Raw genomic sequence first — 15161 nt, 5'->3', positions numbered from 1 at the left:
ACCTTGGCTTGTGATTGACGGTGTAAACCCTCTAGATACGCGTTACAGGCAAGCAAAACGCGGGGCGTATTCACTCGACCTTGAGGTGTGATCACCGCATGAGGTTGCCCTTTGACCAAACGTGTAGCAGGAGTGTGCTCATAGATTTTCACCCCCATTTGCGCCGCGGCACGAGCGAGGCCTAGCGTGTAGTTTAACGTGTGAATGTGCGCACTATTCGGATCGTATAATCCACCTAAATAGCGGTCAGTATTTGCAACCTCCGCCACTTGCGCTTTATCCCACCACTGGGCGTCTGGGTATTGATAACGCCCTTGCTTTAATGCATGCCAGCTTTGCAGCTCTTTTTGTTGCGCTTCGTTTAAAGCAAGCTCTATATAGCCCGGTTGAAAATCACAGTCAATCTGGTGATGCTGGATCCGTTCGCCAACGATATCAACGGCTTCCACCGATAAGTCCCACAACTGTTTGCCCCATGCTTGCCCATAGGTTTCATCAACTTCTCTCAGCCCAAGGCAATACCCCACGAGACACTGGCCACCATTGCGGCCAGACCCTCCCCATGCCACTGTTTGTGCGTCTAGAACGGTGACACTATAGCCACGCTGTCGTAATTCAATGGCGGCGTTCAGGCCCGTTAAACCCGCCCCAATAATACACACATCTGCCTCTTGTGTGCCTGCCAATGTAGGAAATGACAGCGTTTGGTTTTGGGTTGCAACATAGTAATTTGTCGCCGCGTTGAAGTCATTATCAGGTCGAACCGTTTTGACCATGCTCTCAATGGTTACTCTTGTTATCAAAAAAGAAAAAGTACTAAAAACCAGCAGTCTGGTTTCGCGCCATCACAGGCTCAGAGGCGGCAAATACTGGCACTGTCCTCCCTCTCTGACAAGCTATTATTCTCGTCACTTTACCCGGCCATTTGGGGGAGATGGCAACCGATATGCTAACGTTAGCAGGGTATTGCCCCCTATCAAGGTTGGTAAAAAAACTCGTTGACACTAAGGTCAAGTACAATATGATGCGCTCGACGTGTACTCGGCCAGTCAGCCATTGAAGGATCATGACAATGAAAAAAATGTCTCACGGAATCACCGCCACAACACTTGCGCTTTCAGCCCTCTTTGCAAGCGCCGTTCATGCAGACGATAAGGTACTCAACCTCTATAACTGGGCAGAATACATGCCAATGGACGTGATTGAAGCGTTCGAAGAGGAGTATCAAGTCGACGTCAATTACTCGACGTTTGAGAGCAATGAAGCCATGTATGCCAAGCTCAAACTCCTGAATAGCGAAGGCTACGATCTGGCATTTGCCTCGACCTATTTCATTGAGCGAATGGTCAATGAAGAAATGCTCGCCAACATTGATAAGAGCCAAATCAGTCATTTTGACAACCTGCGCCCAGGCCTACTGGGTCAACCTTTTGACAAAAATAATGGCTATTCGCTGCCGTATGTGTTTGGTGTGACTGGCATTAGCTACAACAGTGATTATGTCGATGGCAGTAAAGTGGCCAAGTGGGCAGACTTATGGCGCGACGACTTCAACGGCCAAGTCATGCTCTTGAATGATGTGCGTGATGTGTTTGGCATGGCGTTGAAAGCACAAGGTCATAGCATTAACAGCACCGAAGAGGCTGAAATTAAGCAAGCCTATGAATACCTCCGTGAGTTGCGCGACAACGTGGTGGTGTATAACTCTGATGCACCGCATGTGCCATTTGTAACCGGTGAAGTGAGCATTGGCCAACAATGGAACGGTAATGCTTACATGGCGCAACAAGAAATCGAAGGCATTGAGTTCGTCTACCCACAAGAAGGGGCGATCTTATGGATGGATAACTTTATCATCCCCAAAAACGCCGAACACAAGACCTTGGCACACCAGTTTATCGATTTTATGTATCGCCCTGAAAATCAGGCGAAACTGGTGGAAGAATTTGGCTATCCAGCCCCGAACACCAACGCGGCTGAGTACTTAGAGGCCGAGCTAAAAGAGAACAGCACCATCTTCCCATCCGATGAAGCGGTGAACAAAGGTGAGTTCACCAATGATGTCGGCGAAGCGGTGAAAATCTATCAAAAATACTGGCAGATGTTGAAAAGCTAATCGCGCGTCTGTGATAACAATTCTCCCCAAGGCCTCATACGAGGCCTTTTTTATTACCTAAGTCAATATCTCACGCTTGTCACTATTTTTAGTCAATAGGTTTTTGCTATGCTCAGACGTAAACACGCATTAATTCACTTAAATCACTGACGACAAGGACGTTATTCCATGATTGACTTTCGCTCTGACACCGTGACCCAACCCGATGCATCTATGCGAGACGCCATGGCTAACGCCCCTGTCGGCGATGATGTGTATGGCGACGACCCAAGCATTAACGCGCTGGAAACATGGGCGGCTGAACGACACGGTTTTGAAGCTGCACTTTTTACCACCTCGGGAACCCAAGCTAATTTATTGGCCCTGATGGCGCATTGCGAGCGCGGTGATGAGTATGTGTGTGGTCAGCAAGCGCACAATTACAAATATGAAGCAGGCGGTGCGGCCGTATTGGGCTCGATTCAACCCCAGCCCATTGAAAATGAGCCAGATGGGACCTTGTCTTTCGATAAAATCGCGGCGGCTATCAAGCCCGATGACTTTCATTTTGCCCGCACTAAGCTACTGAGCTTGGAAAATACCATAGGTGGTAAAGTCTTACCTCTGTCCTATTTAGCCAAGGCGCGAACATTTTGCGACCAACATCAACTACAGCTACACCTTGACGGCGCAAGGGTTTACAACGCGGCTGTCGCACTAGAAGTGGACATTAAGGCGATCAGTTGTCACTTTGACTCGATGACAATTTGTCTATCCAAAGGATTAGGCGCACCTGTCGGCTCACTGCTACTCGGCTCGAAAGCCCTGATCAGTAAAGCCCGGCGTATTCGTAAAATGCTCGGTGGCGGCATGCGTCAAGCGGGCATATTGGCGGTTGCTGGCTATAAAGCACTGACCGAAAACGTAGAACGCTTGGCGGAGGATCATGCGAATGCGCATTACCTCGCCAGTGAGCTGGAAAAACTGAACGGCTTTTCCACTAGCGGCTATCCTGTGCAAACCAACATCGTTTATGTCGATGTGGCCGAAACAATCAATCATACACGCTTGCAAATGCGGCTGATGGAAAAAGAGATCCGCGTCTCTCTGTCTGGCAAACCAGCCCGTTTGGTAACACACAAAGACATCTGCCGCGCAGATATCGATACCCTGATCGCCGCGATTAAGGCCTCTCACTAAACCGTTCCAACGTACGATCGCACCGGGCCTAGTGGCCCGTTTTGTACACAAAATCATCAGACAACTCAAAACTGTGACCCCATCACAGCTTTCTCCACCAAGGTCACTAAAACAATCACTTACAGCCGCTACACTGAAATAATCACCGACACAATGCCAATATGGGAAGCGCTATGGCTATCACTCCGCTAAAAAGCGATCGTTTATACCGTGAGTCCAGCTTAAAGCACAGTGACATCACTTCAACCAAACACCTTGCGCCACTTGACGAGATTGTCGGCCAAGATCGTGCTCGTCATGCGGTTGAGTTCGCGATGTCCATCAAAGAGAAGGGCTACAACATCTATGCCATTGGCCAAAATGGACTGGGCAAACGCACCATGATGATGCGCTACCTCAACCAACACTGGCAAAGTGAGTCACCGGTTTATGACTGGTGTTATGTCGCTAATTTTCAAGAGGCGCGCGCACCAGAAGTATTGAAGTTGCCTGCGGGTAAAGGCAGTGAACTCAAAAAGCACATTGAGCAACTGATGGGCAAATTGGCCAACGCCCTGCCCATGGCGTTTGACAACGAAATGTATTACCAGCGGGCAGAAACACTCAAAAACCAACTCACAGAGCGCCAGCAAAGTGTGCTTCAAGGCTTGAGTGACACGGCAGAGAAAAACAGTGTGAGTTTGACCATCACGCCTCAGGGTGATTACCAATTTGTGGCCTTAAACGGCGAGGAGCCTCATACCGAGGAGACCTTTGACGCTCTCTCACAAGACGAGCAGATGGCCTTTGGCAAAGTCATCGATAAGTTGGAGACGGAACTGCGAGGTGTTGTTCGCCAACTTGGCGAATGGGAGTCTGAGTACGCGGAAAAGCAAAAAGCGCTGGACGAGGATATCGCCCAAGACGTCATCGCCACCCAAATGGCACCGCTTAAAAAACAGTTTGCTGACTTGCCTGACATTTTAGCCTTTTTAGACGCCATGCAAGCTGACATGCTCGAGCACCTTGATATTTTCCTTGAAGACAGTGAGGAGCAAGCTGCACTTGCGTATGCGGCGCTGGATAAAAAACTCCCTCGCCGCTACCAAGTCAATGTGTTAGTCAGTCAAAATGACGCACAAGCGCCGATCGTGGTTGAGGATAGCCCTAGCTACCACAATCTGTTCGGATATGTTGAGAATGCCACGTTTAAAGGCACGGTGTTTACCGACTTTTCATTGATTCGTTCAGGCAGCCTTCACCGCGCCAATGGCGGCGTATTACTGATGGATGCCATTAAAGTCCTCGAGAAGCCCTATGTATGGGATGGTATTAAACGCGCTCTCAGTAGCCGCCAGTTGAGTGTGAGCGCTCTGGAGCGAGAAGTGACCTTAAGCGGGACCGTGTCTCTCGATCCGGCGCCGATTCCTCTGGATGTTAAAATCATTTTGTTTGGCGACTACCAAACCTATCAGCTACTCCAACGCTACGATGCGGAGTTTATTGAGCTGTTTCGGGTCACCGCGGATTTTGAAGATGACATGCCGCGCACAGAGAGCACCGAGCAGCAATACGCCAAGTTCATTTCAAGCATTATTCATGACAGCCATTTGCTCCACTGCAGTCGCAGCGCCATTGCGCGTATTATTGAGCACAGTGCGCGACAAGCCGAGGATCAAAACCGCTTATCATTGCACTCCGCCGATATTGCTAACCTGTTGCGCGAGTCTAATTATTGGGCGAATCACGCTAACGCAAACAGTATTGGTGCCCTGCATGTAGAAAAAGCGCTCGCCAGCCGCAATATGCGCGTGAGCCGCTTGCGTGACAGCATGATGCAGAATGTGGAAAACGGCGTCACACTTATCAACACGCACGGCACGGCGCTGGGTCAAATCAATGGCCTGTCGGTGCTGAGCACATCGGATTACAGCTTTGGCTTACCCAACCGCATCACCGCGACCACGGCGTTTGGGGAAGGAGAAGTGCTGGATATCGAGCGAAGTGTCAAACTCGGCGGCCGTATTCACTCCAAAGGGGTGATGATCTTATCGGCGTACTTGGCGAATTTATTAGGAAAAACGGACACCATCCCACTCAAAACCCATCTTACCTTTGAGCAATCATACGGCGGTGTGGATGGCGATAGCGCTTCCATGGCCGAGTTCTGCGCGATTTTTTCTGCGATCACGGATGTCCCACTTCGACAAGACATTGCCATTACGGGGTCGATGAATCAGTTCGGTGAAGCGCAACCCATTGGTGGGGTCAATGAAAAAATCGAAGGCTTTTTTGATGTGTGCACCCTAAAAGGCCCCAGCAGCACCCAGGGGGTGATCATTCCTACTGCCAATGTCCAAAACCTGATGCTCCGCAAAGATGTGGTACTGGCGGTAGAAAAAGGCGAGTTTCACGTCTATGCCGTCTCACATGTCAGTGACGCCCTGGCTTTATTAGCGGGACAGGCCGCAGGCTTTGGCCCTGACTGTGATAACGGGTCTGGACTGTTAGCCATCGCGATCGACAAACTGAATCAACAGCGAGCGGCACATCAACCCCAAAAATAATCGACACCCATCAGCCTAACTCAATACTGAATGCGGCCAATCGGCCGCTTTTTTATTCCGGCTTTTTCGCGGCACTTACATATCATTCGCCATATCAACCTTTTACTTTGTTGTGACACATCTCACGCTCTCCACTCGCCGCTTAACTTGATCCTACGCAAAAAACAGAGCCGTTTTTAAGCGTAATATGCAATGAAAACCATTCTTATTTGGATCTTGCACTATGAAACTGTCCACACTTGGTCGCGGCCAATCCGCGCGTATTACCAGTGTCCATCATGTGCCCGCGTCTGTTCGTCATCGTCTCGCGGTCATGGGTGTGATTCCAGGCACCGGCGTTGAGCTTGTCAGGCGCGCGCCATTGGGTGATCCACTTCAGATCCGCCTCGACAGTGAACAACTGATCGTACGTCGCGAAGTCGCCAAACTGATTGATGTGGAGGTAATCTGATGAGTTCACGCCGCATTGTACTTGCAGGCAACCCAAACTGCGGGAAAACTACCTTATTTAATGCGCTCACCGGCTCACAACAAAAAGTCGGAAATTGGGCGGGCGTCACTGTCGACAAAAAAGTCGGTACGCTGAGCCTCGACAACACCGAGTGTGAACTCACCGATTTACCCGGCCTTTATGCCCTAAACGCAGGCTTTGACGCCAGTATTGATGAGCAAATTGCCACTTACGCCATCGATAGCGGCGAAAACGATTTTATTATTAATGTCTTAGACGCCAATTGCCTAGAGCGCGGTCTATACCTCACCCTTCAACTGCGTGAACGCGGTGTTCCTATGGTGGTGGTAATTAACAAAATGGATTTGCTTGATCGTAATGGTCAACAACTCGACACCGCCAAATTACAAACGATGCTGGGTTGTCCCGTGTTAACCGTCACCGCATGCCAGCCAGCGACCGTCGACACATTGCGCCACCAACTCGCCCACCTGGCCACCCATTTACCCGTTTGTGAGGCAATGTATCTGAACTACGGTGCGGCATTAGAGAACTGGATTCAAAGCCAGCTTGGCGCCCGTTTTCTTCATGCAGCCGCTGCACAAGTGAATCAACGCGCGCACCTGCTTGAGTGCTTGGAGCGGGGCCGCTTGCCTGATGGTAGCACCGAGGCTGACCAGCAGCAGTTTACGATCGCAAACCAAGCCCTTTCAGACTTAGATACTGACATCGCTATTGCGGATACGCGCTACAGTGCGATTCGTGACATGGTTCACCAGGCTCGCCGCGAGCTTCGCCACCTCAGTCGCAATAATACCGAAAAGTTAGATAAGGTCCTTCTCAACCCCTTTTTATCACTGCCTATTTTGCTTGCTGTCCTCTATGCGATGTTTGTATTTGCCATCAACATTGGCGGCGCCTTTATCGATTTTTTCGATATTGCCGCCGGCGCGGTACTTGTCGATGGTACCCATCAGCTTCTTGACGGCATACTGCCGACGGCGATTGTCACTATTCTCGCCGATGGCCTCGGAGGAGGTATTCAAACCGTTGCCACCTTTATTCCTGTTATTGCAGGCTTGTACCTATTTTTAACGGTATTAGAAAGCACAGGTTACATGGCACGTGCCGCCTTTTTATTAGACGGTTTAATGCAAAAAATGGGGTTACCGGGCAAAGCCTTTGTGCCCTTGATCCTCGGCTTTGGCTGTACCGTTCCTGCCGTGATGGCAACGCGCACATTAGAACAGGTTCACGAGCGCAAAACCGCGGCCGCGATGGCGACATTTATGTCCTGTGGCGCCCGCCTTCCGGTATACGCCCTCTTTGCCGCGGCGTTTTTCCCACAAAATGGTCAAAACCTTGTTTTCGGCCTCTACTTACTTGGCATTATTGCTGCGATCATCACCGGCCTGATACTGCGTCATACCCTTTATCCAGGGCATAGTGAAAGCCTGCTGATGACACTTCCAGACTACGAACTGCCGCGTGTGCGCCATGTGATGAGCAATACCTGGCAAAAACTGCGTCGATTTGTTCTGGGTGCCGGTAAAACCATTGTTATCGTGGTAACCATTCTGACCTTCTTTAACTCTCTAGGCACCGATGGGTCGTTCGGACACGAAGACAGCGAGTCTTCCGTCCTGTCGAAAACAGCACAAGTGATCACGCCGGCCCTATCACCTATCGGGATTGAAGAGGATAATTGGCCCGCTACTGTCGGGTTGGTGACGGGTCTGTTTGCCAAAGAGGCGGTGGTCGGCACCTTGAATAACCTTTATGCGCCCAGCGAAGAAGCGGAAGAAGAAGCCACACTGGGAGAAGCGCTGGTCGAAGCGGTTCAGAGCATTCCGGAAAACTTATTTGGCATTGATTATACCGACCCATTGGCTATTGACGTCGGTGAGATTGAAAACACCGAAGCCGCCGCACAAGCCCAAGAAGTCAGTATGACAACGTTTGATAATCTGCACCGTCAATTCACCAGCACCGCCAGCGTAATGGCTTATCTTATTGTTATCCTGCTTTATACCCCATGTGTTGCCGCTCTAGGTGCCTACACACGTGAGTTTGGTCGCCGGTTTGCCCTGTTTGTGGCGAGCTGGTCAATGCTGCTAGCGGTAAGCGGTGCCACGCTATGCTACCAATTCAGTCAGTTGAGTGTCGCCACCACGCCAGCCACACTCTACATCACTGGCCTTTGTGCCTTACTGATTGTCGTGGTAGCACTCATGCGCTATGTCGGCAAACATCCCCATTGGTTTAAGGAGACCTACTATGATCCTGCAAAAGCTCAAAGCCAGTGTCATTCAGGCGGGTGTCATTAGTCGCCTCGACCTCGCCAACCAATACGGGATCAGTCCTGATGGAATCGACGCCATGATGGCAACCTGGGTCAAACGCGGGGTGGTTATTCGACAATCGGGGCGTAAGGATCCGCAAGATATCCACTACCGTTTGGCACATCAGAATGAAATACAATGCTTCAGCATTATATAGCATCGTAGCCATCGCCATTTTACTAGGCAGCTTTTAAGCTGCCTTTTTATTACCTACCGTCTTCTCTCGTCCTCCCCTAACGTTGATGCACCTCACTATACCTCCTTGAGCACGCTGTTCTATGATAAAAAGAGAGCGATGTGAGGGTGTAAGCCATGAGTCGTTATCAAACCCAATCAAGCGAGGCACAGTACCAGCCCGGCTCTGGTGAGCAAGTGCTTAAAAATCATATTGGGGTGACGGAGCCAACCGAAATGGACGATATCGAGGCTCGCGGTGTAAATTCAACGCGGAGTGCGGTCTATTTTCTGCAAAATGGTGAAGCACAACGTGCAGACTGAGCGCGGAACAAAATATACAAAAACGGCGACCCTAAAGGTCGCCGTCTTGTTCATTAATGGTGCCCCGGGCCGGACTTGAACCGGCACAGCGCGAACGCCGAGGGATTTTAAATCCCTTGTGTCTACCAATTCCACCACCAGGGCACGCAATCTTTTCAGCCGCTTTCGCCACTGTTTTATATTTGGAGCGACATACGAGGTTCGAACTCGTGACCTCGACCTTGGCAAGGTCGCGCTCTACCAGCTGAGCTAATGTCGCTTTGGTTGCGGGAGGCGGATTTAACGCGCCGTGCAACGGCACCGACCGAAGGTCGTATTGACTTATTATCAATCGTTAAGCGCTTCTTCAGCAACCTAAAATTGGTTGCGGGAGGCGGATTTAACGCGCCGTGCAACGGCACCGACCGAAGGTCGTATTGACTTATTATCAATCGTTAAGTGCTTCTTCAGCAACCTAAAGTTGGTTGCGGGAGGCGGATTTGAACCACCGACCTTCGGGTTATGAGCCCGACGAGCTACCAAACTGCTCCATCCCGCGTCCGTATTGTTTTAGCCAGAGTTCATGGAGGCGCGTCCCGGAGTCGAACCGAGGTCCACGGATTTGCAATCCGCTGCATAGCCACTCTGCCAACGCGCCTTGGCGCTTCACCTCTCGGCTAAGTGGTTTGAATTCTACATAAGTTTTTTCACCTGTCACGAAAAAATTATCATTTTAGCGTTTAACCGACGATTATTTATCCAAACATAACATTTCACTATTCTCTCGGCGCTAAGTGAGCACACAAAAGGCCGATCAACGTAGCGACGAACGCAACATTGACAATAATGCCAGCCCGATTGATCAGGGCTGGCACCTACCTACACTAGTGATTCACCTAGACATCCGCGAGCAGGCGTTCGCGTTCGTCTTTTTCAATCAGTTCCCAATGACGACCTTGCTGCGCACCCGCGAGCTTCCAAAGTAGATTGATATCGATATCTTTACCGTGTGTCATTTGCACTCGACGAAACATTTCTTGCGGCGCCATGCTGTAAAACGTTGATACGTCCTTTACACCCGACTTTTTTAACATCCTTTCAATAGTTAGACGTAAGTTGGGTAAATCCCGCAGCCGAAGACTGGATGCCGATACTTTCTGCGCTTTATCTTTGATCGCACGCTGTAACGACTGCTCAATCATCGCAGGCAAATCAGGATCATGACCTAAGTAGAGTGCGGTCACATCATAATAGTTAACCACCGCTGAGGTGCTTTTCTTCACATGAACAAATTTATCACACCCTTTAGCGATCAACTTGTCGGTGAGTTGGCCTCCCCCTCGTAGATAAACATGCTTTCCGGTAAGCAGCGCAAACATCGCCTCTCGACAGAAAAAGCCAATACCACCAAACATAGAGCGTTGCTCCATTTCCCCATAACTATCCAGAAAACGCATTAATTGGGCTTCAAATTGCTTCGCCATCAAAAACTCTCCTTCAGCGAATAGATGTTCATATCCAGCCGTCAGCCGGCCCATAGACATGACTGACAATTTAGTCAATGTGCATGATTATTTTAACGGGAGGAGGTTGCATCAAATGGCAATCAAATACTATGCATCTGATCACTTATCATTAAACAGTCCTTTCATTTAGTGTGGTTTTTGTCGCATTTACTGCAGACATCTTTTCGTTGTTAAATAAAGTCTTCGATGCATCTATGCTTAACTCATCGTTACGAGTGCGCTAAATTGAGAGTGATAGGCGAATAGTCAGGGAGCCGACATGTCGAGACACCCGCTGTTAATAGAAGCAAGTCATTTATTGCCTGGGGGATTGCACAGCTATGTGCTGTCTGAGTCATGTTACTTACAAATGCTCCAACAGGCAGGCGAACCACCTCGCCTTTTGGTCGCGATGAAAAATGAGGATGAAGGTCAGCAGCGGCCGCACACGATTTCTCCTATCGTCACGCTTTGCGAGATTGCAGACTTCAACCGTCATGGTGCGCATGAAATTGCGTTGACGTTACAAGGGATTGAAAGTGTCAAGGTGACTGCGATCGACGCGGGTGAAGGTGACGTCAATATGGCGCATTATACGCCGTTACCGAAATGGCAACGCCACACAGTTCCCGACCACTACCTCTATCTGAGTGAAAAGCTGCAGCAATATTATCGCTCGAATCCGACACGCCACGAACACTTCCAGTTAACGCAGTACGATGACATTGGCTGGGTCTGTCTTCGCTGGTTGGAGTTACTTCCTATCGAAGTGAAGCAGAAACAGCTTCTACTGTCCCAGCCGACTGCCTTATTGGTGGCCGAGTTTATTGATAAATTATTGCGGTATCCGCTTATTGACGACGACTAAGTCAGCGACAGATGAAGGGAGTTGTATAAATTATCATCAAAGACGCCAGCAGGCTCACCGATTGAGATAAAGGCGGTTCTCTTTTATTCTGCGTCCCATTACTATGCAGGCTGCTGACAAATACTATCAGGACTTATGGATCATCTTTCATTTTTTTGGGTCTCACCGGATCGTGATAAGTACTTACGTTCCCTAGAAACCGAGTTTTATAAGCGCGCCGTCGAAAGCATCCGCGTCAATCGTCTCTCCCTCCCCCCTTTACCGGATGCCGTTCTATCAATACAACAGGCCAGTAAGCGATCGGATACCACCATGCGGGATATTGCCAATCTCTTACTGGAAGATCCGAGTTTATGTGGGGCCGTGCTTAACGCCGCGAATTCTGCTTTGTTCGCGCCTCGCGCGACAGGCCAGTGCAAAGATGTTCAAACCGCCGTCTCTCGACTTGGCGTTGATCGCGTTTTAGGGATCATCACCGCCGCGGCCGTCTATCAACTTAAGAGTGATGCCTCATTTTCCAAGGCCTGCAACGCGCTATTGAAAAAAAGTGCGCAAAAATCCCGGGAGCTTGCCGCTGCGATGGCATTGGTGACGCAAAGAGTCAGGAACTACTGTGATGAGCCGCTTTCAGTGGAACCCGAAAAAGCACTGATAGTGGGTTTGCTTGCGGATATTGGCTTATACAGCGTGATAGGCGAGTTCCAACGCTTTATGAATCAGGGCCACTATCTAAAATTTGACATTGCCGAGCGCGTCTTCTTTTCACTGGCGGGCGACTGCAGTCGTCTTGTGCTCAAACAATGGCAGTTTGACCGTGACTTTATCGAAGTCGCCATCAACAACAAGCTTTACACCAAGCCACGCCCCGATATCACCTATTTAGATATCGCGAGAATGGCAAATCACTTATTAATGTTTCGCAATCAAGATGACGCGATAGAGGATCATGAGGTGGAAATCACTGCGCCTGGCGCAGAAGCGTTATATGAGCTATCCAGCCTCGACGACAAAGAGTTCTCGCGCCAGCTACACCAAGTCATGGACGCAAGCAGTATCTGACACAAACCAGGGTGGTCTTCCCTTTCACCACCCTTGTCTGATTTTATTGACCCACCTATTAACCGGTTGATAACCTCAAGCTCTACTTTCTTAACACCGAGCACAATCAGATGTTTTCAGGGATGCTACTCATCTTCTCGCCGCTTATTATCGGCTATTTAATCCCCATTAAGCAGGTGCGCTACCTCAACGCCGTCAATACCCTGACGATGCGGCTAGTGATGGTCATTTTAGTGCTGATGGGCTTAAGCCTCGCAGGCTTAGATAACCTCGGGCAACATATTTCCACCATTTTGTATTTCGCGGCCACTTTCTTTATTTGCATTGGCGCGGCCAATCTGCTTGCCCTGCCTGTTCTCGATAAGCTCTTCCCAACCGAGACCCATGGACACCAACATAAGCTGACCCTCAGTACCATGATGTCAGAGTCCGGTAAACTGATTGCCGCTGTGGCCGTTGGCTTAGTCGTAGGGCTATTGCTCAATCACGATCTGTCTTGGGTCGATACGGCCAGCGAAGGGATTTTATTACTGTTGCTCTTACTGATTGGCATTCAGTTGCGTAACAGTGGCATGACGCTTAAGCAAATCATCCTCAATAAAAGTGGACTGATGATTGCCGCTCTCGTTGTCGCTACCTCCTTGCCCGGTGGCTTGCTGGCGGCATGGTGGTTAGATATTCCCTATCATCACGGTTTAGCGATGGCCTCTGGATTTGGCTGGTACTCATTGGCGGGGATCTTGATGGGCGACGGACTGGGACCGGTTTACGGCGGAGCATCATTTATTCTCGAGCTCGCACGAGAGCTAATGGCGATTATGATTATTCCAATATTAATCCGACGCTACCCGCTCACCGCAATTGGATATGGTGGTGCCACTGCAATGGATTTCACCTTGCCGATCATTCAAAGCACTGGGGGTATTCGTTGTGTACCGATTGCCATTGTCAGCGGGTTTATTCTCAGTTTATTAGTCCCTGTTTTGATGTTGTTCTTTCTCTCACTCGGTGCCAACTAAAGAAAAAAGGGGTAGCAAGATGCTACCCCTTTTCATATTTGCTGGTTTAGCGCATGCAATTATTGGCTGCGCATCCAGTTATCCATTTCAGTACGCAGGTTGTCTGACTTGGTACCAAAGATAGCTTGTACGCCACCTGATACCACAACCACGCCCGCTGCACCTAGCTGCTTAAGCTTGTCTTGGTCAACAATTTCAGTGTCAGCCACTGAGACACGTAGGCGAGTGATACACGCATCAAGACCAGTGATGTTATCTTTACCACCGAATGCCGCTACCAGGTCGCCAGCAAGTTCAGAGCCTGTCGCGGTTGATACGTCAGCGACCGTCTCGTCTTCACGTCCAGGCGTTTTCAGGTCAAGGGCGCGAATCACCACACGGAACACGATGTAGTAAAGAACCGCATAACCAAGGCCAAGTAGCACCAGCGTTATCACGTTCTCAGCACGTGGCATTTGCACGATGAAATCGATAAAGCCGTTCGAGAAAGTATGGCCGTGAACAACGCCCAGTGCGTTAGTCAGCACATACGCTGCACCCGCCATAATGGCGTGGATACCATACAGTACTGGCGCGATGAACAGGAACGAGAACTCGATAGGTTCAGTGATACCGGTCAAGAATGAGGTCAATGCACCAGATGCCATGATACCCATGATTTTGGCACGGTTTTCTGGTTTGGCAGAGTGTGCGATAGCAAATGCCGCCGCAGGTAGACCAAACATTTTGAACAAATAACCGCCTGCCAGCTGACCAAAGCCGTTGCCCGCTTCACGCGTTGCATCGTTAGCGGTCAAGAAACAGGTCATGATGCCGTTTACTTGCTCGCCGTCGTTGTTCACACAGCTACCCGCTTCATAGAAGAAAGGCACGTTCCAGATGTGGTGTAGACCGAATGGGATAAGTGCACGCTCTACCACACCATAGATACCAAATGCGGTCACAGGGTTTTGTTCGGCGGCCCAGTGAGAGAAGGTAGCGATACCACTGCCGATTGGTGGCCAGATAACAGAAAGGATCACACCAAGCGCGATAGAAATGAAACCGGTGATGATTGGCACCGACCGCTTACCGGCAAAGAAGCCAAGGTAGTCAGGCAGTTGAATCGTGTAGAAGCGGTTAAACGTCCACGCCGCGACACCACCGGCGAGAATACCACCAAGCACACCTGTCTTGATTTCTTCAGCGCCCATGACTGGTGCCATGACATCCAGTGTCGCCACCATGATGCCGTAACCGACAATGGCAGACAGACCGGATACACCATCGTTATTGGTGAAGCCTAGCGCCACACCGACGGCAAACAGCAAGGCCATTTGACCAAATACAGACCCACCAGCTTGTTCCATCATGTGTGAAACAATATCTGGCATCCAGCTAAAGTTGGCTGCACCAACACCCAAAAGTATACCTGCGACCGGAAGCACAGATACTGGAAGCATCAGCGCCTTACCGACTTTTTGCAGGTTAGCAAAGAGGTTTTTTGACATAGTTCTTGCTCCTGACAAGGACGTTTAACAATGTGTCTCTGAAGACAGACCTTTCGATTCCCCCGCGAGAGGTCGCACGATACAACAGGTGCCCAGAGAACAAACGATT

13 protein-coding genes and 4 tRNA genes are annotated in these 15161 nt (G+C 49.8%); 10 read left to right on the top strand and 7 right to left on the bottom strand.

What is annotated here, in order from left to right; translation table 11 throughout:
• Positions 1 to 776 (bottom strand): NAD(P)/FAD-dependent oxidoreductase (locus tag BZG14_RS12305; protein WP_131825186.1); only part of this gene is annotated, 776 nt, incomplete at its 3' end.
• 296 nt (positions 777 to 1072) lie between these two features.
• Here BZG14_RS12305 and BZG14_RS12300 point away from each other — a divergent pair.
• From BZG14_RS12300 to BZG14_RS12270, 7 genes are all read left to right on the top strand, one after another.
• Positions 1073 to 2116, top strand: coding sequence for an ABC transporter substrate-binding protein (locus BZG14_RS12300; protein WP_077487014.1), 1044 nt, complete (start codon positions 1073 to 1075; stop codon positions 2114 to 2116).
• A gap of 168 nt (positions 2117 to 2284) precedes the next feature.
• On the top strand, positions 2285 to 3295 hold the full coding sequence (gene ltaE / locus BZG14_RS12295) for a low-specificity L-threonine aldolase (RefSeq protein WP_069362232.1): 1011 nt from the start codon (positions 2285 to 2287) through the stop codon (positions 3293 to 3295).
• Positions 3296 to 3468: 173 nt separating this feature from the next.
• Positions 3469 to 5841, top strand: coding sequence for a Lon protease family protein (locus BZG14_RS12290; protein WP_077608857.1), 2373 nt, complete (start codon positions 3469 to 3471; stop codon positions 5839 to 5841).
• A gap of 223 nt (positions 5842 to 6064) precedes the next feature.
• The gene (locus tag BZG14_RS12285; RefSeq protein WP_069362230.1) at positions 6065 to 6292 is read left to right on the top strand and encodes a FeoA family protein; all 228 of its coding nucleotides are present in this window, start codon (positions 6065 to 6067) and stop codon (positions 6290 to 6292) included.
• Entirely contained in the window at positions 6292 to 8619 is a 2328-nt protein-coding gene (feoB, locus tag BZG14_RS12280; RefSeq protein ID WP_077608856.1) for a ferrous iron transport protein B, read from the top strand. Before BZG14_RS12285 ends, feoB begins: the two co-directional genes overlap by 1 nt.
• The gene (locus tag BZG14_RS12275; RefSeq protein WP_069362228.1) at positions 8570 to 8791 is read left to right on the top strand and encodes a FeoC-like transcriptional regulator; all 222 of its coding nucleotides are present in this window, start codon (positions 8570 to 8572) and stop codon (positions 8789 to 8791) included. Before feoB ends, BZG14_RS12275 begins: the two co-directional genes overlap by 50 nt.
• A gap of 155 nt (positions 8792 to 8946) precedes the next feature.
• Positions 8947 to 9132 carry a hypothetical protein gene (locus BZG14_RS12270; RefSeq protein ID WP_077487017.1) on the top strand — a complete coding sequence of 62 codons (186 nt, stop codon included), beginning with the start codon at positions 8947 to 8949 and terminating at the stop codon, positions 9130 to 9132.
• Between the two features lie 57 nt (positions 9133 to 9189).
• Here BZG14_RS12270 and BZG14_RS12265 read toward each other — a convergent pair.
• From BZG14_RS12265 to BZG14_RS12245, 5 genes are all read right to left on the bottom strand, one after another.
• Positions 9190 to 9276: transfer RNA gene (locus tag BZG14_RS12265), tRNA-Leu, on the bottom strand.
• A 39-nt stretch (positions 9277 to 9315) separates the two neighbouring features.
• A tRNA-Gly gene (locus BZG14_RS12260) sits at positions 9316 to 9391 on the bottom strand.
• A gap of 202 nt (positions 9392 to 9593) precedes the next feature.
• Positions 9594 to 9670, bottom strand: a tRNA-Met gene (locus tag BZG14_RS12255).
• Between the two features lie 25 nt (positions 9671 to 9695).
• Positions 9696 to 9769 (bottom strand) — tRNA-Cys (locus BZG14_RS12250).
• A 238-nt stretch (positions 9770 to 10007) separates the two neighbouring features.
• Positions 10008 to 10595 carry a TfoX/Sxy family DNA transformation protein gene (locus BZG14_RS12245; protein ID WP_077458642.1) on the bottom strand — a complete coding sequence of 196 codons (588 nt, stop codon included), beginning with the start codon at positions 10593 to 10595 and terminating at the stop codon, positions 10008 to 10010.
• 301 nt (positions 10596 to 10896) lie between these two features.
• On the opposite strand from BZG14_RS12245, the gene BZG14_RS12240 reads away from it, so the two are divergent.
• The 3 genes from BZG14_RS12240 to BZG14_RS12230 all read left to right on the top strand — a co-directional run bounded on the left by BZG14_RS12240 (position 10897) and on the right by BZG14_RS12230 (position 13562).
• Positions 10897 to 11484 carry an LON peptidase substrate-binding domain-containing protein gene (locus BZG14_RS12240; protein WP_077487018.1) on the top strand — a complete coding sequence of 196 codons (588 nt, stop codon included), beginning with the start codon at positions 10897 to 10899 and terminating at the stop codon, positions 11482 to 11484.
• A 135-nt stretch (positions 11485 to 11619) separates the two neighbouring features.
• Positions 11620 to 12543 carry an HDOD domain-containing protein gene (locus tag BZG14_RS12235; protein WP_077487019.1) on the top strand — a complete coding sequence of 308 codons (924 nt, stop codon included), beginning with the start codon at positions 11620 to 11622 and terminating at the stop codon, positions 12541 to 12543.
• A 110-nt stretch (positions 12544 to 12653) separates the two neighbouring features.
• Entirely contained in the window at positions 12654 to 13562 is a 909-nt protein-coding gene (locus BZG14_RS12230; RefSeq protein ID WP_077487020.1) for a lysine exporter LysO family protein, read from the top strand.
• 59 nt (positions 13563 to 13621) lie between these two features.
• Here BZG14_RS12230 and ptsG read toward each other — a convergent pair whose 3' ends face one another.
• Positions 13622 to 15052, bottom strand: a complete 1431-nt coding sequence (gene ptsG / locus BZG14_RS12225; RefSeq protein WP_077487021.1) for a PTS glucose transporter subunit IIBC — start codon at positions 15050 to 15052, stop codon at positions 13622 to 13624.
• Between the last annotated feature and the right edge of the window lie 109 nt (positions 15053 to 15161).

This window comes from Salinivibrio sp. IB282 (genome assembly GCF_001995685.1).
GTDB classification, from domain to species: domain Bacteria; phylum Pseudomonadota; class Gammaproteobacteria; order Enterobacterales; family Vibrionaceae; genus Salinivibrio; species Salinivibrio kushneri.
This window is presented reverse-complemented; position numbering and strand designations above follow the sequence as displayed.